This window comes from Phaeobacter cretensis, from assembly GCF_047372505.1.
Classification (GTDB): domain Bacteria; phylum Pseudomonadota; class Alphaproteobacteria; order Rhodobacterales; family Rhodobacteraceae; genus Phaeobacter; species Phaeobacter cretensis.
This window is the reverse complement of the sequence record NZ_JBKBEU010000001.1, coordinates 237831-257304: the sequence shown is the minus strand read 5'-3', so window position 1 is coordinate 257304 and position 19474 is coordinate 237831. Positions and strand designations below refer to the sequence as shown.

Below are 19474 nucleotides of genomic sequence, written 5' to 3'. Positions count from 1 at the left end.
TGGCGTATTCGGATGGCCGCCCGCAAACGCGATTGATCGTTACGAGGTGGGCTTGGCGCGTGCCGCTGACAAGGACGTTTGACGAGTTATCCATGCAGTGCGCGGTGAACCTTGCGTCACTTAGGGCCGGTGTCGGTCGTCCTTAGTTGTCACGCCTTGGACCAGCGTTTCTCCAGCTGGTCGAGCGCGGCGATGCGTTCTTCGGTTTTGGGGTGGCTCATCAGCCAAGCCGGGGCCATGCCGCTGCGCGCCTGCGTTAGGTCTTCCAGTTTACGAAACAGACTCTTTTGGGGGGCGATGCCGATCCCGGCCTTGGTCAGTAGGGCCGCCGCATATTCGTCAGCCTCATATTCATCGCTGCGCGACAGCCGTGCCGCCAGAAGTGATGTTAGCACATTGGCAATCCAAGGCCCGACGAAGGGCACAAACCGGCCGATAATGAGCATCAGAGCGGTGCGCAGGGCATTCTGACCAGAGAAATCGATCATCCGTTTCTTGGCGTGCCCCAGCGCCACATGGCCCAGTTCATGCGCTATGACCGATGCCAGCTCGACATCGCTGACCTCACCATCGCGGTACTTGCGATAGAACCCGCGGGTGATGAAGATCCGCCCATCAGGCGCCGCTAGCCCATTCACCGGATCAATCTCATAGATATAGACCGGAATATGGTCGATCTCGAGCGCGGCAGCCATCCGGTCCGTCAGCCTGCGCAGCTGCGCATCGGCCAGTTCAGTCGATTGCTGATCAAGGGCACGATGGGTGCGCCAGATCGACAGGCGGTAAGTTACCAGCCCGTAGATCACAGCCAAAAGGATAGGGGTCAAACGCAACATGGTTTAGGATATGGGGCTCTTGAGGCGTTGGGGCAAGGGATCGGCGATGTTCTTGGCGTCAGGCTTCATTGGTGTCCGCTTTGGCTCGCGCCTCTGCCTTGACCTCATCCCATAGCGCATCCATTTCTGCCAGATCGCTGTCCTCGGGGCGTTTGCCACGGCTGGCCAGCTTTGCCTCGACACCCTCAAATCGACGGGTGAATTTCGCATTGGCAGCGCGTAGCGCGGCTTCCGGTTCTACACCCAGATGGCGGCCAAGGTTGGCCATCACGAACATCAGATCACCAAACTCCTCTTCGACTTGGGTCTGAGTTAAATTGTCGCGAGCCTCTACCAGTTCGGCGGATTCCTCTGCGATTTTGGCCAAAACGTTGTCGGCAGAAGGCCAGTCAAAACCAACGCGCGCGGCGCGTTTTTGCAGCTTGTAGGCGCGTAGCAAGGCTGGCAGGCCTACGGCCACACCATCCAGCGTGCCCTGTTGGGCTTGTCCTGCACGTTCGGCTGCCTTGATTGTCTCCCAGTCCTGAGTTTGTTGTTCGGCAGATTTCTCGCGGGATTCAGCTCCGAATACATGAGGATGGCGCGAGACCATCTTGTTGGACATCGTGGTCACCACATCCTGAAAGGTGAAATGGCCGGATTCCGCTGCCATCTGGGCATGAAATACGGACTGGAACAGCAAATCGCCCAGCTCGCCCTTCAATTCATCCCAAGCTTCACGTTCGATTGCATCCGCAACTTCGTAAGCTTCTTCAATAGTATAGGGCGCGATGCTGGCAAAATCCTGTTCGATATCCCAGGGGCAGCCCGTTCGGGGGTCGCGTAGGCGGCGCATGATTTCCAGCAGGCGTTCGATGCCGGCAGATTCATTATGGATCAGATCGTTTTCGGGCATTGCGGCGGCTCTTGTTCCAGTGTCAGATGCATCAATCCCGAGTCTGACCAAGGAGTCCACCCCCATGCCCGTCGTGAATAGAATTGCCGATTACGCCGAGGACATGGCCCGCTGGCGGCAGCATTTGCACCAGATCCCTGAACTGGCGCTGGATCTGCCTAAAACGGCTGCTTTTGTTGCTGACAGGTTGCGTGAATTTGGCGTGGATGAGCTGCACGAGGGCATTGCCCGGACCGGCATGGTGGCGATTATCAACGGGCAGGCGGCCGATGGTGAAACGGGGCCAACCATCGGTCTGCGGGCTGATATGGATGCCTTGCCGATTCCGGAAGAAACCGGGGTGGAGTATGTTTCAAACCACGCGGGCAACATGCACGCCTGCGGTCACGATGGTCACACTGCTATGTTGCTGGGGGCCGCAAAATACCTAGCAGAGACGCGCAATTTCAAAGGCCGCGTGGCCCTGATTTTTCAACCTGCAGAAGAGGCGATCGGCGGTGCCCGTATCATGGTCGAAGAAGGCATTATGGAGCGGTTCAATGTCGGCGAAGTCTATGCGCTGCATAATGCGCCCGGCTTGCCGGTCGGTGCCTTTTCCACCACGCCGGGGCCGCTGATGGCGGCGGTCGACACCTTTCATATCAACATTCAGGGCGTCGGCGGCCACGGCGCAATGCCGCATGAAACCCGCGATCCGGTGATGGCGGCCTGTGGCATAGCACAAGCGATCCAGACCATTGTCAGCCGTAACCACTATGCGCTGGACGATCTGGTGGTCTCGGTTACGCAGATTCACACCGGCACCGTCGACAACGTGATCCCGGATACGGCCTACATCAACGGCACAGTGCGCACCTTTGATGCGCAGGTGCAGGATATGGTAATGCGCCGGATGAAAGAAATCGTTGCAGGGCAGGCGGCCAGCTACGGAGTCACAGCTGAGCTGGACTATGAGGTGGGCTATCCTGCAACTATCAATGATGCGGACAAGACGGGGTTTGCTGCAGCCGTCGCGGGCGAAATTTCTGGCGATGCAAATGTTGAGGCTGACTCCTCTCGTGACATGGGGGCGGAAGACTTCTCATATATGCTTCAGGCCCGTCCCGGCGCATATCTGTTCCTAGGTCAGGGCAACACAGCCGGGCTGCACCATCCCAAGTATGATTTCAACGATGATATCGCTCCTATTGGTGCGTCATTTTTTGCGCGTTTGGTCGAGAGGGCACAGCCCATAGTCGATGCGGCCATCGAGAGGTGACAATGGGAATGGAACCAGCTATTTGATCAAATAGCAGGAGCATCGGAAGGAGCCATACAATGGCGTTAGAAGACGCAAAGCACATGATCGATCACGCGTTTACACGTGACGACATGAAGGGGCTCAGCTTTGAGATCACCTTTGGCGGAGCGACTTCCTTTCTGCGACGAAAATACACCAAGGATCTGACCGGTGTGGATATTGCTGTTACCGGTGTGCCGTTTGATCAGGCTGTGACCAACCGCCCTGGCACACGTCTTGGCCCGCGCTCGATCCGCGAAGCGTCTTGCCTGCAAAGCCCCGATGAACCCTATGGCTGGCCGCATAAACCGCTCAGCACTCTGGCTATTGCGGACTATGGTGATCTCGCTTTTGATCACGCTGATGTCCCTGCGTTTCCGGCAGCATTAACCGAGCATATTCGTGGCATCTTGGCGGCGGATACGGCCGCGGTCGTACTGGGCGGGGATCACTACATCAGCTTTCCGATTCTCAAGGCCTATGCCGAGAAATACGGGCCCATTTCACTGCTGCAGTTCGACGCCCACACGGACACCTGGCCGGATGACAATATGGATCGGATTGATCACGGTACCATGTTCTACAAAGCCGTCAAAATGGGCCTCGTAGACCCCAAAACCTCGGTTCAGGTTGGAATCCGAACCACAAATGATGATACGCTTGGGGTCAACATTATTGACGCGCCCACCGTGCATGAAATTGGCCCTGCCGAAACTGCAAAACGTATTAAGGAAATCTTGGGCGATCAGCCCACCTACCTGTCCTTTGATATCGATGCGCTGGATCCGGCCTTTGCACCGGGCACCGGCACGCCGGTCTGGGGAGGGCTGACATCGGCGCAGGCTGCACGCATTCTGCGTGATATCGCAGGGATCAACATAAAAGGCGGCGATGTGGTGGAGGTTTCACCTCCGTTTGATACCACAGGTGCCACCGCTATCGCGGGTGCCCAAGTGGCGACCGAAATTATCTGCCTTCTTGGCTGGAACATGAGAGACAATGACTGACTTCAATCAGCCGATCAGCGGCAATGATCTGGCGCGGTTTTCCGGGCCGAACACTTTTATGCGCTTACCTCAGGCAACCTCGCTTGAGGGGTTGAATGTGGCGATTCTGGGCGTGCCTATGGATATCGGCACCTCCTGGCGTTCCGGCACCCGATTTGGCCCAAAGCAAATCCGTGCAGAAAGCGCGATGATCCGGCCTTATAATATGGCCAGCGGTGCTGCGCCTTTTGACAGCCTGAACATTGGCGACATCGGTGATCTGGCGATCAACACGTTTTCGCTGCCGGAGAGCCTTCGCATCATTCAGGAGAGCTATAGCGCCATCCTGTCCAGTGATGTGACACCCGTTGCAATGGGTGGTGATCACTCGATCACCCTGCCTATTCTTCGCGCGGTCGCCGAAAAATATGGCCCCGTCGCCTTGGTGCATGTGGACGCCCATGCCGATGTGAATGACGATATGTTTGGTGAGCGCGAAACCCATGGCACCGTATTCCGTCGTGCCTATGAAGAAGGGCTGATCGTCGCGGATAAAACCTATCAGATCGGCCTGCGCGGAACGGGGTATGGCGCTGAAGATTTCAAAGAAGCACAGCGTTGGGGATTTCAACATTTCCCGGCCAGCGAACTGTGGAATCGGTCGCTGCATGGCATGGGTGCGGAAATTCGTCGCGATATCGGCAATAGGCCGGTCTATGTCTCCTATGATATTGATAGCCTGGACCCGGCTTACGCTCCGGGGACAGGCACGCCGGAAATCGGTGGGCTGACTACACCGCAGGCACTGGAATTGATACGGGCCTTGCGCGGGTTGAACATCGTTGGCTGCGATATGGTTGAGGTATCGCCGCCTTATGACACGTCGGGGAATACGGCGCTCACAGCAGCGAACCTGCTATATGAGCTGCTCTGTGTATTGCCAGGCGTGACAACTAAATAGGGCAGCTGTCTGGTGGCAGCCGCCACGAGGGAGTTCAGACCATATGGGTCGAGTGATGGTATTTGTCTGGCTGAGCATCGCGGGGATTGTCGTGGTGCTTGGGTTTATTCGGCTTGCGCCAAGTGACCCGCTGGATTGGAACACGCAACCGGAGTTCACTGAGGACAAAACTTTTCGCGGGGGTGTCTTCCGGGTCGTGCGCAGCGGTGCAGACGGGTTGAAGCGGTTTCACACCGTCGCCAGCAATGCTGCACGCACCCGCGTTTTGGCAGGTTCGGTTGAAGACGAGATGGTCACTTATGTAACGCGCACCCGGCTTTTGGGGTTTCCCGATTACACCACGGCGCGGCAAGATGGGGATCTTTTGAAAGTCTATGCCAGACTACGATTTGGCCGCTCCGATCTAGGGGCCAACAATGACCGCATCAGCGGCTGGATGGCCCAGATGGAACAAGCCCCATAGTGATATCTGGTGGCTGAGGTCTGCTGGGCACGGCCTTATCGTTGGAGATAGCGAGGCGATACCGTTAGATCCGTGGCAGAGGGTTAGCCGCATCTGAAGATGTGGGAGCGCTGTTCGCATCCGCTGCAAGACAGCCCTTTTGCACCTCGCGCCACATAGGCACGTTCAGCGACATCTGACACTGCGCAGTGAACATGCGGCCATCGACCTGTAGGCAGATAAATTCGCCCAGCTCAATCCGGCTGCCGGATTTGTCGGTGCAATAGCAATCAATAGTGCGCCCGTTTGGCGCGGTCACGTCGGCTTGGGCAACGCCGGTAGAGCCAAAAACCAAAGTTACGATAGACAGAAACCGCATCGATGTAGACAGGCGCGGCAGAACCGTAGTCAACTCTGATCGGCGATGCTTGAGAGCGGGTCGCTGCCCCGCACCCTCTCTTATGATATGAAGACTGGCATGTTGCATGTCCCTAGCATATCACATGGGGAGCTTTCCGCCAAAGACAGATCAAACGGACATTGCGCGCATGATCCCAGAAGACCGAATCGATCAAATTCTACAACGGTTTCAATATCTTGAGGCCGTAATGGCGGAGGGGCCTGCTGGCGCGGATATCGCGGCGCTGGCCAAGGAGTATTCTGACCTGCGCCCGGTCGCGGAGCAGATCACCGCTTATCGTCGCTTGATGTCGGATCTAGACGAAGCTGAGCAAATGCTTGCCGATCCTGACATGGCGGCTTTGGCTGAGGAAGAGTTGCCAGAGCTGCGCGCGGCCCTTCCGGAGGCGGAACATGCTCTGCAGCTTGCCCTGTTACCAAGGGACGAAGCCGACAGACGCCCGGCGATGCTGGAAATCCGACCCGGCACCGGCGGTGACGAGGCTGCGCTTTTTGCTGGTGATTTGCTGCGCATGTACCAGCGCTACAGTGAGGCGCAGGGCTGGGGGTTTGAGATCATTGAAGAACAGTCGACTGAGCTTGGCGGACTGAAAGAGGTCGTGGCTCATGTCAAAGGGGTAAATGTGTTTGCCCGGCTGAAATATGAATCCGGTGTGCACCGCGTTCAGCGCGTGCCGGTGACGGAATCTGGGGGACGTATACATACTTCGGCTGCTACGGTCGCGGTCCTGCCCGAGGCTGAGGATGTTGATCTTCGGATTGATCCCGGTGATTTGCGGATCGATACCATGCGCGCCTCCGGTGCTGGAGGTCAGCACGTAAATACAACCGATTCAGCAGTTCGGATCACCCATATCCCGACTGGTATCATCGTCGTTAGCTCTGAGAAGTCGCAACACCGCAACCGCGAGATTGCCATGCAGGTTATGCGCACGCGGCTTTATGATCTGGAGCGCCAACGGATTGACAATGAACGCTCGGCCGACCGCGCAAGTCAGGTTGGCTCGGGGGATCGCTCCGAACGCATTCGCACCTATAATTTCCCACAGGGGCGGATGTCGGATCACCGGATCAACCTTACGCTCTATAAGCTGGATCAGATCATGCAGGGCGATCTGGAAGAAATCATCGATGCGCTCACTGCGGATGATCAGGCGCGGTTGCTGGCCGCAATGGGCCAATGAACGGGCCACAGACCGCAGCACAGGCAATGGCGGCTGCGGCGGCTCGCCTGCGTGCGGCCGGGGTCCCTGATCCTGCACGAGACGCCCGTATTTTACTGGCTCATGCGGCGAGCATCGAAGCCAGCCGCGTTACCCTGATTGCGCCCGAGGATCTGGCCCCCGAGATTGCCGAGCGCTATGAGCGGCTGATTGCCCTGCGGGTCATCCGTGTGCCAGTGTCGCATCTGATTGGAGAGCGGGAGTTCTACGGGCGCCGCTTCAAAGTCTCGGGCGATGTATTGGATCCACGTCCTGAAACCGAATGTCTGATAGAGGCGGCACTGGCCGAACCATTCTCGCGGGTTCTGGACCTTGGTCTGGGATCTGGCTGTATTTTGGTTACGTTGCTAGCGGAGATGCCGGAGGCCACCGGCCTTGGAGTGGATCTTAGCGAGGCCGCTTGCCTGCAAGCGAGCGCCAATGCAGTACTGCACAGGGTGGAGCCGCGCGCAGAAATCCAGCAATCGGATTGGTTTTCCAAAGTGGTAGGTCAGTTTGATCTCATTGTGTCGAACCCGCCCTACATCGCGTTGGATGAAATGCAAGATCTGTCTGACGAGGTGCGCGGTCACGAGCCAGAGATGGCGTTGACCGATGGCGGCGACGGTCTTAGTGCTTATCGTGTTATTGCTGCCGAATTGGGCCAGTATCTTGCGCCAACGGGCCGGGTGTTTCTAGAAATCGGCCCGACACAGGGCGCGACGGTCAGTGATCTATTGCTTTCAGCGGGGCTAACCCAAGTATCTGTCATTCCTGATCTCGACGGGCGCGACCGTGTGGTTTGTGGCCGCGGCTGTGGCGAAAACACCTCCTAATTCTGTGAAAACGACCTGAATTCGCAGTTTCGTAAGAAAAAGCACGGATAATCTCATGCAACCCCTTGTCTGAAAGGGCGTAACATGATTATTCAAAGAAGTCGCCTTCGGGCGAGGTTTTAGAATACCTCCCGGCGACATCAAGCCCAAAATGGTCGATGATCCGGCGCAGAGGCGCGCTGGTATGGATCCACGACAAATTCAATCAAGGCTGACGTTAGGCATATGAGATCGTCCAAATCACGTTCGCGTTCCAAGTCAAATCGGAACCGCCCAGCAGGGGCAAATGTTGTCAACCGCGTGTTTGACAGCTCCGGTCCCGAGGGTAAGGTACGCGGTACACCGCAACAGATTATTGATAAATACAATCAGTTGGCGCGCGATGCCCAGTTGAGTAATGATCGTGTTGCCACCGAGAATTTCCAGCAGCACGCAGAGCACTATCTGCGAATGCTGAACGAAGCCCAACGCGAGATCGACGCGCGCCGTGAAGAGCAGGAGCGGCAAAACCGCGAACGCCAGGCGGAACGTGATCGCGAACGCGCTGAGCGGCTTGAGCGTCAGGAACGCGAGGCGGGCAACCGCAACGACGATCCGTCTGCAGCACCTCAGCCTGAGGTGATTGATACGCGCGAGAGCAGTGGTGATAGCGGCTTGGTGGAAACACCAGAGAGCCGCGATCCGGCTGCAGCTGACGGTGAAAGCAAACCGCAAAAACCTCCTCAGACACGCAAACCACGTAGCCGTAAGCCCAAGCCAGAGAGCGGCCAGGCAGACGCTACGAAGGCTGAGCCTGCGAAGGCTGAAGCGCCAAAGGCGGAGACCGCTCCTAAAGGTGGTGACAGCCCTGCTACAGCCGATGCGCCTGTTACCGAAGGTACAGATGCGGCACCTGCGCCCGAGCGCAAGCCTGCCCGTCGCAAGCCCAAGCCGAAACCCTCGGCCGAGGACGCGCCAGAGGCCGCAGAGTAAACCTATATTGCTAGTGCCGCTTGGATAGAGCGCTGGCGACGACATAGAAAACCCCGATCTCAATCGAGACCGGGGTTTTTCATTTTAGAGAGTTTCATCAGAAGAACTCGCCAATCGCTGGCAGTTGCTTGTCAATCCAGCGGTTTCAGGCTTCGCGCCAATGCGCAAAATGCCTCCAATCCGACCTGCTCTGCACGCTCAGTCGGGGGGATGCCAACAGCGACAAGATGGGCCTCAATATCTGGGCTGACGCTTTTGAGGCTGGCGCGCAGCATCTTGCGGCGTTGATTGAAGGCCGCTGCCACCACCTTGTTCAATGTGCCGGCATCCGCCGGGTAGCGCGGTGCGTCCAGTGCTGTTAGATGTACCACCGCACTATGAACCTTTGGCGGCGGGCTAAAAGCTTCAGGGGGCAGGGACAGCACGATCCGAGCATCCGCGCGCCACTGTGCAAGCAGTGCCAGACGGCCATAGGCCTTACTACCGGGCTGTGCAACGATCCGTTCTGCAACTTCACGCTGGAACATCAGGGTCAGGCTTTGCCAGAACGGCGGCCAAGCCTTGGGGGTCAACCAACGTACCAGAAGCTCTGTGCCGACGTTATAGGGCAGGTTGGCCGCAATGCGGATCGGTGGGGTCAGATGGGTGAGGGGGTTCACTTCCAGCGCATCACCCTCGATTACCTCAAGACGGTCCGGATAGGCTGCCGCGACTTCTGCAAGTGCCGGGATGCAGCGGCTGTCTTTTTCCACCGCGAGCACGCGACGCGCACCTTCGGCCAACAGACCACGGGTCAGACCGCCGGGGCCGGGGCCGATTTCCAGCACGTCGCAGTTGCTCAGGTCGCCGGCCTGTCGGGCGATCTTGGCCGTCAGGTTCAGATCCAGCAAGAAGTTCTGGCCCAGCGATTTGCGCGCCAAAAGCTGGTGAGTGTCGATCACCTCACGCAGCGGGGGAAGAGAGTCGATAGCGCTCATATCATTGGTACCTTGGGAGGGGCGCAGCGGCTGCACCTTCAAATTATCATGTCTCCGGTGGGGATATTTCCGACCAGAAGAAGTTTCAAGTGCTGGGGGCCGCACTCCGGCTCATGCTCTGAGCCAGAAGTAGCGCTTCAATCAGGCTAGACGGGTTGGCGATGTCCTGGCCCGCGATATCACAGGCGGTACCATGGTCCGGTGAGGTGCGAATAAAGGGCAACCCCAGCGTGACGTTGACACCGCGGTCGAAATCCAGCGTTTTGATCGGGATAAGAGCCTGATCATGATACATGCAGACCGCAACATCATAGCGTGCGCGGGCGGCAGCGTGGAACAGGGTATCGGCAGGGTGAGGCCCGGTTAGGGTATAGGCGCTGTTCTGCATATCAGCTATCAGCCCCCTGATCCAATCCAGCTCTTCCTGACCCATGGCACCATCTTCGCCAGCATGTGGATTGAGGCCTGCCACAGCAATACGCGGATGTGCGATGCCGAATTGCTTTCGCAGCCCCTGCGCAGTGATCTCAATCGTTGCGCGCAGGCCATCGGGTGTCAGTTTCGCAGGAACCTCTGAAAGAGCGATATGGATCGTGGCAGGGACCACGCGCAGCTCAGGGCTGGCGAGCATCATGACGACGTCATCTAGGTCCCCCAGATTGGCCAGGAACTCGGTATGGCCGGGATAGCTGAAACCGGCCCCGTCAATCAGAGCCTTTTTGTGGATGGGTGCAGTGCACAGCGCGCTCGCCTGACCCGATTGAACCAACGCGACGCCTGTTTCGATGGCAGATATTACGCCTGCTGCATTGCGCGGATCCAGTTGGCCCGGTACCGCGGGCGCGGCAAAACCAACGGGCAACACCGGCAATGCTGTCGCACTGACATCAATGGCGTCGGCTGCGGAGGCGACCTCTTGCCAATTGGTGCCAGATGGTAGGTGACGCGGATCGCCCAGCCAAAGGAAGGGGCATGTAGCGCCCAGCTTCTGCCAGGCCTTCACGGCCAGTTCAGGGCCGATGCCCGCCGGTTCCCCACAGCTCAGCGCGATGGGCAGTGAGCGGGCAGGGTTGCTCATTCGCCGCTGATCCGCGCATCCGCTTTCAGCTGCTCCAGCAGGCTATTTGCAAAGGCGCCGAGGCGCTGCTGAGCCAAGGCATTGCCCACGCTCTCGCGGCTCGCTTCGGCATTCACTTCCGCCGTGCGCCCACAGAGCATCAGCAACATCAGGGTCTGACCGTTGTTACGGGTCAACGCCAACGATTTCTCATTGGGGTCGAGTTTGGCCAGCTCGATTGCGATGTCCTGCGGAATATCAGACGGGGGTAGAGTTTCACGATCCAAGACCGAGGGATCCTGATCCTTTGCTAAACCGTAGAGGTCATCACAGGTGTCGATGGAATTTGACACTTTGGTGCCGGCGGCCAGAGCCTCCGGGCTGCGACCTCCGGGGAGGTAATAGGCGGCATATTCTATAGCAGCGTAGCTGGGCGCAGCGCCGGTGGTTTCACGAAGATCGCGCAGCTGGAACAGGGCTACAGCGCCATCCAGAGGAAGTGGCGCGGTTACCTCACCCGGACGTAGGCCGAGAACAACCTGCTGCAGCTGTGGCGGCAGGTTGGTGAGCGGCATCCAGGGGAGGCGTCCGCCGCTTTGGCGAGTGGCCGTCGCTGAATATTGTTGGGCAGCCTGAGAGAACGCACCTATGGTGCGGATCTTGCTAACGTCTTGGGCGATATCCTCGACCTGAGCGGCGTTCTGGGCATTGATCGGCATGATCAGCTCAGACAATAGAACCTCGACCCCACCAGATCCCGAAAGCCCCATGGCGCGGTCGATTTCTTCCTCGCTGGGCCGGGCTTGGGCCAAATAACGGGCCGCAATATATTCACGCCATGCAATGCCCACACGGGTGAAATCCCGCAGGGTTTCAGGCGCTACGCCGTTCTGACCCAGCACGTTCAGAAATTCTTGCAGGCTGAGGTTGGCGCGCCCGGCCAGTTCGGCCATGCCTTCGGTGATTTCTTCCTCTGTTGGCGAAATTCCCGCCTGCGCCAAAACGTCAAGTTTCAACCGATCGAGGATCAGGGCCTCGCGTGCTTTTTCAAGCGGGTCACCAGGTTCGCGCAACAAGGTCAGGAAACGGGTGCGCTGCTCAAGCTCATAGTTGGTGACAACGGCGTCATTCACCGTAATCGCCGGGGCAAACAACCCCTGAGCCGTTGCAGGCGCAGGGCCAAACATCACCGAAGTCGCCAGCGCTAGCGCTATAGCTGTCTGGGTCAGTTGCTTAACGAAGGGGGCCGCACCTTGGGGCCGAAAACTCAGGTGTTTTTGCATGATCGCCTGTACTTCTTGCTGCCGCTGTCCACGGAAAACCCGTTTAACGCGATGGTAAAGCCGAAATCCGTTGTCGGCTCAACACTTGTTGTCGATGTATAGCGTCTGTTGACCGAAAGATCGACCGTCACGCATTCATTGGAATAGACCAATCCCAACCCGGCGCGGGTGGCGCGTGCGCCGGATATGTCGTAGCGCAGATTTGCGCTGGCGGTCCAGCCGGGCGTCACTTCATAGGCTCCGTCGAACCACAGTTCGGAGACCTCTTCGGAGCGACCTTCGGCGGGATCGGTGCCCAGCCACATATAGGTGCCGGTGAGGCGGCTGCGATCCGTCATCCAGTCGCCGCGCACTTCTGCCTTGGAGAAGTTAAACGACCCGTTCATCAACCCGCGTGTGGTGATCGCCAGATCGTTGTTCAGCTTAAGCTGTGCTGCCAGCAGCAGATCCGACGAGGTGCCGCCAAGGCCCGAACTCTTGGTGAAGCGGCCATCGTCGGCGTTGCGAAACACCTGACCGATGGTCGCGGATGCCTGCCAGCCACTGGGCGAAAACCGCGCCCAGTTCAGGCCGTAGACCACTGTGACGCCGTCTTCGCGCGCATCTATTGCCGGGAACCGGGACAGTTCCAGTAGGTTACCGCGATCGAATTCGACAAAGTTGCTTTCGTCATTGGGAACAGCGGTGTCGCCGGTGTCGGTCCAGCCAATCTGCAGGATCGGTTCCAGATATTGCGTGGCACCAGATTGTTCGCGACGGGTCATCGGCAGTCGGAAGGTCAAAGCGCTACGCGGGCTTAGCCGCGTGGTACGGCTGTCAAAAACGCTGTCATCATAGACCGCAAAGGCATCTGCTGCCGCGCCAAGTGACCATTCCGCAACCAAACCGCTGCCAAAGCGCCAGCTGCGCTGCCAATCAATATCCAACGTCGCTCGGCCCACATCACGCCCGCCGGGGTCGGTCAGATTGCCTTTGTTGTCCGATGTCCGGTTGTGGCCATGGGTTTCCAGTGACAACCGCAACTCGCCACCGATCTGCACCGGGAAGAACCGCCGTTCATAGTAGAGATTGCCGATGGAGGATGGAATCAGGTCCTGATTTTCACTGTCACGTAGGGTTTTGTATGAAATCGCGCTGGCGCGAAATAAACTGTCACGCTCCACCTTGGAAATCACAATTTCGGACCTCAACCGGTCAAGATCGCGCAAGCCATAGTCAGCCAGATAGGCGTCATCCGACACGGACTTGATATCAAACTGCAGTTTGAATTCATTCCTGAGGTCAAACGTGCCTTCGGCAAAGACATAACCGCGATCTTCTCCCCGGTACAATTCATCTCTGGTGTAGGCGCCGTTGATTTCGATTTCGCCGCGTCTGAACGCCTGCCTGTAGCGCAGGTCCACAGTCCGGGTACGTGACGAAAGATATGGCGAAATGGTTAGATCCCGGTGCGGGCCGATGGTCAGAAAATATGGCACCTTTACGCCGGTACCAAGGTTCGATGTGGTCCGTATTGATGGGATCAGGAAACCATTGGCACGCTCGAGCGTTGGATCAGGCAGGCGGATCCCTGGAAAATAAAATACCGGCGTATCAAGAATCCGCAGCTGCGCATTTTCGAGATAGAGCTGGCGTTCCTGTTGATCATGGGTGATCCGCTCAGCGCGGATCTGCCAGAGCGGTGGCCGTCCATCGTTGCAGACGTGGCAGGACGTTACGGCGGTCTTGTACAGCTGCGTATAGCGACCGCCGACCCGTGTCATCTGCAATGAGGCGAGCTGCAGCTGCTCCTGGAACACTAGGCGTGCACCAACCAGCAAGCCATTGCGCAGATCGCGATCCAGTTCGGCTGCATCAGCCAGAATGGTGATATCCCCGCCTTCATCGATCCGGATTGGGCCCTCAACCCGCAATGAACCTTGGGTTTGGTCGAATGTGATCCTTTGCGCGGTTAGTCGAACATCGCCCTGAAATGCCTCGACATTGCCTTCGGCCACTAAGGTTCGATCCGGGGTGATGAACAATTTGTCAGCGACCAGGATAGCCGGAGCAGCTGCCGGCTGCGCGCGGGCACTGCCCAGGGGGGCGGTTTGGGCCGTGGCTGCGTTGGGTAGGGCCAGCTGACCAAGCGCCAGCAGTGGCAAAACCGTCGAAAGAAGCAGGGCGCGGCGCATGTTATCCGTCCTCGGCATGTAAGAGTAACCCCATGGTCAGGAGGATCGCCGCGACGGGCGGAGCCCAACCAGCCAGCGCTACGGGAATCTGGCCATTCTCCCCAAGGATTTGCGCGAAATTGCGCAGGAAATAAAGCCCAAATCCCAACAGCACTGCCGTCAACACGGCCAGACCGGTACCCCCGAAACGTGCGTGACGCATGGTGAAGGCTGCCCCAACCAGCGCCATGGCAATCAGGAACAGAGGTCGAGCCAGTTCAACCTGCAGCCAGACCTCATAGCGTTTGGTTGAAAACCCGGCTTGTGACAGTTCGCGAATTGTAGTGGGCAGATCGTAAACCGAAATCCCGGTTGCCGTACCCAATGTGTCGCGGATCCGTTCAGAGGTCAGCGTGGTTGACAGTCGCAAGGTCGCGTGGCGCTCTGCGTTGGTTTCGGGGTTCACCCCGATGATCAACGGCCAGACTTTTGCCCTTGTCAGCACCCAGTCCCCACCGTCGAGGGTGGCTTCTTCTGCCAGAGTCTGACGGATCGGGCGGCCTTCAGCGCCGTAGGACAGCATAGTCACGTCATACAGGGTGATGTTTTCGGTATCGCCGCTGTAGCCAGTTGCGTGAATGACTGATTGTCCCTGCGCTCCGCCCTGGCGTAGCCACAGCCCCTCACCGGTGAGAGACAGTGCGGCGGGTCCGCCATTGCGATATGTCTCAGCCAGATCGCGGTAGCGGTTGGATGTCGCGGCGACAATCGGGTTCAGCGTACTGACGGCCAGAACTCCGATTACTGCTGCCAGCAAAACCGGTGCGGCAAGCGCGCGAATGCCTGAACGACCAATGGCGCGTGTGACCACCAACTCGCTGCTACGCGCAAGCCCGATGAACAACACGATGGTAGTCAGGATCATGATGAGTGGCAAAAACTCGCTTAGCGCGGCGGGCGTGTTTAGCAATGTCAGCCCAAACAGCTGTCCAAACGACAGATCCTGCGCGTCAAACCGGCGGATCTGCTCGTTCAGATCGATCAGCATCACAAGGGTTAACAGAACGCCACAAATCACTGCAAACCATTGCAAAAACCGACGCGCATAATAGAAATCAAGGGTCATGCGGTGCGCTCCCCCCGGCTATGGCGACTGCGCGCCAATAACGGTCCCAAGGGTTTCGCTGCCAGTTGCAGGAACAAAAACCCAACCATCAATCCGCTAAGCGTTGGCAAATAGATCAACGGCCAAAGATCGGCATCTTTCAGCACCGGTTCTGACACTACGCCGCGCATGCCTTCGATAAATATCAACAGAACAAACGCAAGGAGTGCCTGCCGCCACACCCCAAAGCGGGAGAACCCACCCAGCATCAGTGAGGCAAAGCCGATCAAGACCACCGCGACACAGACCAATGCGCGGGCAAATCGCAAATGAATCTCCTCTGCTAATGCGCCTGCACTATAGGGGCCGTCTGCGATCAGCTTAGGCATATCGCGCAGCATTTCCAGACTTGGAATGGCGCGAATATTGCGGTTCTTCGCTTCCGCTTTGTTTGCAAGGCTACTGATATCGTAGGAGAAATCAGAAAAAATTGTGGAAGAGAGCCGCCGCGTTTCGGCATCAATACGCTGCGACATGCCGTCTACCATCACCAGATGGGTCTTATCTTCGTCGCGCACCAGATAGGCCTTGCCGCCGGTATAGGTAACACTCTGCCCCGGATTTCGACGGTCCGAGAGGAACACATCGTTCAAGGTCCCATCAGGATCAATCCGGCCAATATAGAATGTGACACCGCGCGCAGGATGAAGAAAATCTCCCTCGCTCAAGAGCTTGGCAGTGACATTCCGCGCCACTTCGGATTCGCGCTGCTCTAAAGTTGCAATCGACGCTGGCAACAGAACATGGGTCAGAATGGTCATCATGAACGCTGTGATCAGACCAAACGCCAACGCGGGTTTCGCCATCTGCCAGGGGCTGGTGCCCGTGGCCCGTAATACCGTCAGCTCACTCTCACTATTGAGCCGGTTGGTCACCCAGACGGAAGCGGCAAAGGCGGCAACAGGTAGTACCATGCGCACCAGATTCGGCAGTGCAAGTGCAGTGAATTCAAGGAAAACCAGTGCCGACTGACCATCGCCAATCAGGCGATCAAACAGCACCACCGCGCGATTGATCCAAAATACGGCCACCAGAATCAAGGCAAAGAACCCGAAAAACAGTAGGTATTGGGACAGCACATATCTGTCGTATCGTGACACGCGATCCCCCCAGATCTTCCTGCCCTTGTTTTGCGGTGACCTTAGAGGAATTGTTAGCCGGGGAAAACTGCATTCTGAGCGAGGGCAATAGTCAGCCGGACTGATCCTTGTGTAACTTCATTTGTAAACACCCACTAGCTGGTGGTGGATCTGCCTCTAGTCATTGGTGCACAGGCAAGTTACCTGTTGTGCAATGAGGAAATGAAGCTGACAGGAGCTCTACACATGCGTCCATTGACCCCGACCCGTTTTGTTGAATTTGATCCGAAAACCCTCTCCGATATCGAGGGCCGCGTGGTGGTTCAAATCACACCTGAAGGGACATTGGGGCAGGCGGCGCGCACCGCAAACCGGATGACAAAGGGGGCATTGGCCCGTCTGGTTGAGGACAAGAGCTTTGAAAAGGCGAAGGCGGGCGATGTGATTTCGCTGGCTTGGCCTGCAGGAATGAAGGCCGAAGCGCTGGATGTTCTAGTGACGCCGCGCAAGATCAGCGTGATCGAGGCGCGTAAAGCCGGAGCGAAACTCTCCGCACGCAGCGGCGGCAAATCTGTGACCGTAATGGCCGGGTCTATGCCGCGCGCCGCTGATCTGGCGCTTGGGATGGCGCTGCGCGATTATCGCTTTGATGATCATAAAACCGCCGCTCAGGAGAAACCCGAGGCAGAGGTGGTGATCGCCCATAAGTCGCCTGCTGATATCGAGGCGGCTTACGGCCCGTTGGCCGCTGTGGCTGAAGGCGTCCATATGACCCGAGATCTGGTCAATGAGCCTGCAAATGTGTTGACCACGACCGAGTTTGCCAACCGGTTGGCGGAAATGGAGAGCCTCGGCCTCAAAGTTGAGGTTTTGGAAGAAGATCAGCTGGAAGAGCTGGGCATGCGGACGCTTTTGTGTGTCGGGCAGGGGTCTGACAGCCCCTCCAAAGTTGTCGTCATGCAATGGAATGGTGGCGATGATGACGCTGCCCCGTTGGCACTGGTCGGCAAAGGCGTAGTCTTTGATACTGGCGGTATCTCGCTGAAACCCGGTGCCGGCATGGAAGACATGACCATGGATATGGGCGGGGCAGGCGTTGTGGCAGGCACCATGCGCGCACTGGCGTTACGCAAGGCTAAGGCTAACGTTGTTGGCCTTGTTGGGTTGGTGGAAAACATGCCCTCTGGCAATGCCACGCGTCCTGGCGACGTCATCCGATCCATGAAGGGCGACACTGTCGAGGTGATCAACACCGATGCCGAAGGACGTTTGGTGCTGTGTGATGTCATGTGGTACGCGCAGGAGCGGTTCAAACCTGCGGGTATGATTGATCTGGCGACTTTGACGGGTGCGATTATTATCGGCCTTGGTCATGAAAACGCTGGTGTTTTCTCCAATGATGACTCACTGTGCAATCGCTTCCTCAAGGCCGCCGAAGCCGAGGGCGAGGGCGCGTGGCGTATGCCACTGGGCACGGGTTATGATGAGCTTCTTAAATCGCGCATCGCGGATATGAAAAACATTGGCGGCCGGGCGGCAGGGTCGATTACAGCCGCCCAGTTTCTGCAAAGGTTCGTGCAGGAAGATATGCCATGGATCCATCTCGATATCGCAGGCGTCGCCTCGGTAAAATCAGATACGGATTACGCGCCCAAAGGTGCCACCGGTTGGGGCGTTATGGCGCTGAACCGCATGGTGCAAAACATGTTTGAGGCGGACTGAGTGATCGGTCGGGACAAGGGCTGAGACAGATACCATGGGTGCTGCCTATTTCTACCATTTGACCCGGCGTTCGCTCGAAGAGACGCTGCCGGTCCTCCTCGATAAGGCGCTTGGCGCTGGGTGGCGCATTGTTGTGCGCGGGGTGGACCAGCCGCGGATCACTCGTCTGGACGAACGACTATGGCTGGGGGCAGAGGATCAGTTTTTCCCCCATGGTATTCTCGGCGGCCCCTATGATGCTTTCCAGCCTGTTCTGCTGAGTCATGAGGCTGTAGATGTGCCGGGCATCAGCTGCCTTATGACTGTGGACGGGGCTGAGGTTACCCCGCAAGAAGTCACCGGGATGGCGCGGGTCTGTATTCTGTTTGACGGTACCGACCAGACTGCGGTGGCGCGTGCGCGGGTGCAGTGGAAATCACTGACAGATGCGGGATGTTCGGCGCAGTATTGGTCCGAAGAGAGCGGGCGCTGGGAAAAGAAAGCCGAAAGCGCCAGTTAGAAAGCACGCCAGTCAGAGGCTTTGCTACAAAAAATCTTGATGCATCGAGCACTATTTTGTCGGACCTGACTCAATAGGACTAGGCCAATCAGATCGGCTCAAACAGAATAGGCTTAACGGGTCAGGATAAGTGATCCATTGCGGATTTCGATGCTGGACCAGCGTTGCAGATAATCCATACCCAGCAGCGATTGATCCATCTGTCCTTCATTCACCGACAATGAGATTTTGTGGTCAGTGATACCGCCGAGAGACATGCTCTCGACCCGTGCCAACGCGGTGCGGACCTCGCCATTGGCGGTACGCGCACGCCCTAGATAGGCCAGACGGTCAGGGTCAAGCCCCACGCGGCGGGCGTCTTCTTCGTTCAGCACCACAGCGCTGGCACCGGTATCGACCAGAAACTGCACCGGCACGTCGTTCACATCCACGGTCAGATAGTAGTGCCCATCGCGTGCACGGGGGACATCCACGCGTCCCTTATCACGCATGACCACCTGTTGGGGCTGAACGGTGTTGCGGATGTCTTCCCATAGCCCATAGCCTGCGATCACGCCCAGAAAGATAAAGGCCCAGATCGCCAGCTGTTGTATCGTTTTGCCCAGACCTTGCCGGTTCTGCACAAACACCCAGGATCCGACGGCCACCAGCAACAAGACCAGGTAAATCAACCGCGGTGTCTCGATACTATCCAACATGCCTCTCCTGCG

19 protein-coding genes are annotated in these 19474 nt (G+C 57.7%); 9 read left to right on the top strand and 10 right to left on the bottom strand.

Features of this window, described 5'->3' with window-relative positions; translation table 11 throughout:
* Nucleotides 1-149 precede the first annotated feature (149 nt).
* Entirely contained in the window at nt 150-836 is a 687-nt protein-coding gene (locus ACEWZM_RS01220) for a M48 family metallopeptidase (RefSeq protein WP_414004708.1), read from the bottom strand.
* Between the two features lie 58 nt (nt 837-894).
* On the bottom strand, nt 895-1731 hold the full coding sequence (gene mazG, locus ACEWZM_RS01215) for a nucleoside triphosphate pyrophosphohydrolase (protein ID WP_414004707.1): 837 nt from the start codon (nt 1729-1731) through the stop codon (nt 895-897).
* 64 nt (nt 1732-1795) lie between these two features.
* Between mazG and ACEWZM_RS01210 the strand changes: the two genes are divergently transcribed.
* From ACEWZM_RS01210 to ACEWZM_RS01195, 4 genes are read left to right on the top strand one after another with little or no spacing between them, the layout of a single operon-like run.
* Nucleotides 1796-2989, top strand: coding sequence for a M20 aminoacylase family protein (locus ACEWZM_RS01210; protein WP_414004706.1), 1194 nt, complete (start codon nt 1796-1798; stop codon nt 2987-2989).
* 59 nt (nt 2990-3048) lie between these two features.
* Complete coding sequence (speB, locus tag ACEWZM_RS01205) at nt 3049-4017, top strand: agmatinase (RefSeq protein WP_414004705.1); 969 nt, start codon at nt 3049-3051, stop codon at nt 4015-4017.
* A complete protein-coding gene (gene speB, locus ACEWZM_RS01200) occupies nt 4010-4957 on the top strand; it encodes an agmatinase (RefSeq protein ID WP_414004704.1) in 948 nt (315 codons plus the stop codon). Before speB (ACEWZM_RS01205) ends, speB (ACEWZM_RS01200) begins: the two co-directional genes overlap by 8 nt.
* A 43-nt stretch (nt 4958-5000) precedes the next feature.
* Entirely contained in the window at nt 5001-5420 is a 420-nt protein-coding gene (locus ACEWZM_RS01195; protein ID WP_414004703.1) for a DUF1499 domain-containing protein, read from the top strand.
* A gap of 64 nt (nt 5421-5484) precedes the next feature.
* Here the strand turns inward: ACEWZM_RS01195 and ACEWZM_RS01190 are convergent, their stop codons facing one another.
* Complete coding sequence (locus ACEWZM_RS01190) at nt 5485-5778, bottom strand: hypothetical protein (RefSeq protein ID WP_414007921.1); 294 nt, start codon at nt 5776-5778, stop codon at nt 5485-5487.
* A gap of 169 nt (nt 5779-5947) precedes the next feature.
* On the opposite strand from ACEWZM_RS01190, the gene prfA reads away from it, so the two are divergent.
* From prfA to ACEWZM_RS01175, 3 genes are all read left to right on the top strand, one after another.
* Nucleotides 5948-7003: a peptide chain release factor 1 gene (gene prfA, locus ACEWZM_RS01185; RefSeq protein ID WP_414004702.1), complete on the top strand. Its 1056-nt coding sequence runs from the start codon at nt 5948-5950 to the stop codon at nt 7001-7003.
* The gene (gene prmC / locus ACEWZM_RS01180; protein ID WP_414004701.1) at nt 7000-7857 is read left to right on the top strand and encodes a peptide chain release factor N(5)-glutamine methyltransferase; all 858 of its coding nucleotides are present in this window, start codon (nt 7000-7002) and stop codon (nt 7855-7857) included. Before prfA ends, prmC begins: the two co-directional genes overlap by 4 nt.
* Nucleotides 7858-8082: 225 nt before the next feature.
* Nucleotides 8083-8829: a DUF4167 domain-containing protein gene (locus tag ACEWZM_RS01175; protein WP_414004700.1), complete on the top strand. Its 747-nt coding sequence runs from the start codon at nt 8083-8085 to the stop codon at nt 8827-8829.
* A gap of 131 nt (nt 8830-8960) precedes the next feature.
* Here ACEWZM_RS01175 and rsmA read toward each other — a convergent pair whose 3' ends face one another.
* The 6 genes from rsmA to lptF form a co-directional block, all read right to left on the bottom strand.
* Nucleotides 8961-9806 (bottom strand): 16S rRNA (adenine(1518)-N(6)/adenine(1519)-N(6))-dimethyltransferase RsmA, encoded by an 846-nt coding sequence (rsmA, locus tag ACEWZM_RS01170; protein WP_414004699.1) that lies wholly within the window; start codon nt 9804-9806, stop codon nt 8961-8963.
* Between the two features lie 85 nt (nt 9807-9891).
* On the bottom strand, nt 9892-10884 hold the full coding sequence (gene pdxA, locus ACEWZM_RS01165; RefSeq protein WP_414004698.1) for a 4-hydroxythreonine-4-phosphate dehydrogenase PdxA: 993 nt from the start codon (nt 10882-10884) through the stop codon (nt 9892-9894).
* On the bottom strand, nt 10881-12146 hold the full coding sequence (locus ACEWZM_RS01160) for a peptidylprolyl isomerase (protein ID WP_414004697.1): 1266 nt from the start codon (nt 12144-12146) through the stop codon (nt 10881-10883). Before ACEWZM_RS01160 ends, pdxA begins: the two co-directional genes overlap by 4 nt.
* Nucleotides 12131-14320, bottom strand: a complete 2190-nt coding sequence (locus ACEWZM_RS01155) for an LPS-assembly protein LptD (protein WP_414004696.1) — start codon at nt 14318-14320, stop codon at nt 12131-12133. The genes ACEWZM_RS01160 and ACEWZM_RS01155 overlap by 16 nt, the downstream gene beginning before the upstream one ends.
* Nucleotide 14321: 1 nt before the next feature.
* Nucleotides 14322-15425 (bottom strand): LPS export ABC transporter permease LptG, encoded by a 1104-nt coding sequence (gene lptG / locus ACEWZM_RS01150; protein ID WP_414004695.1) that lies wholly within the window; start codon nt 15423-15425, stop codon nt 14322-14324.
* Nucleotides 15422-16564, bottom strand: coding sequence for an LPS export ABC transporter permease LptF (gene lptF / locus ACEWZM_RS01145; RefSeq protein WP_414004694.1), 1143 nt, complete (start codon nt 16562-16564; stop codon nt 15422-15424). Before lptF ends, lptG begins: the two co-directional genes overlap by 4 nt.
* A gap of 225 nt (nt 16565-16789) precedes the next feature.
* On the opposite strand from lptF, the gene ACEWZM_RS01140 reads away from it, so the two are divergent.
* Entirely contained in the window at nt 16790-18265 is a 1476-nt protein-coding gene (locus ACEWZM_RS01140) for a leucyl aminopeptidase (RefSeq protein WP_414004693.1), read from the top strand.
* A gap of 34 nt (nt 18266-18299) precedes the next feature.
* Nucleotides 18300-18764, top strand: coding sequence for a DNA polymerase III subunit chi (locus ACEWZM_RS01135; protein ID WP_414004692.1), 465 nt, complete (start codon nt 18300-18302; stop codon nt 18762-18764).
* A gap of 113 nt (nt 18765-18877) precedes the next feature.
* Here ACEWZM_RS01135 and ACEWZM_RS01130 read toward each other — a convergent pair whose 3' ends face one another.
* Nucleotides 18878-19459 (bottom strand): retropepsin-like aspartic protease family protein, encoded by a 582-nt coding sequence (locus tag ACEWZM_RS01130; RefSeq protein ID WP_414007920.1) that lies wholly within the window; start codon nt 19457-19459, stop codon nt 18878-18880.
* Between the last annotated feature and the right edge of the window lie 15 nt (nt 19460-19474).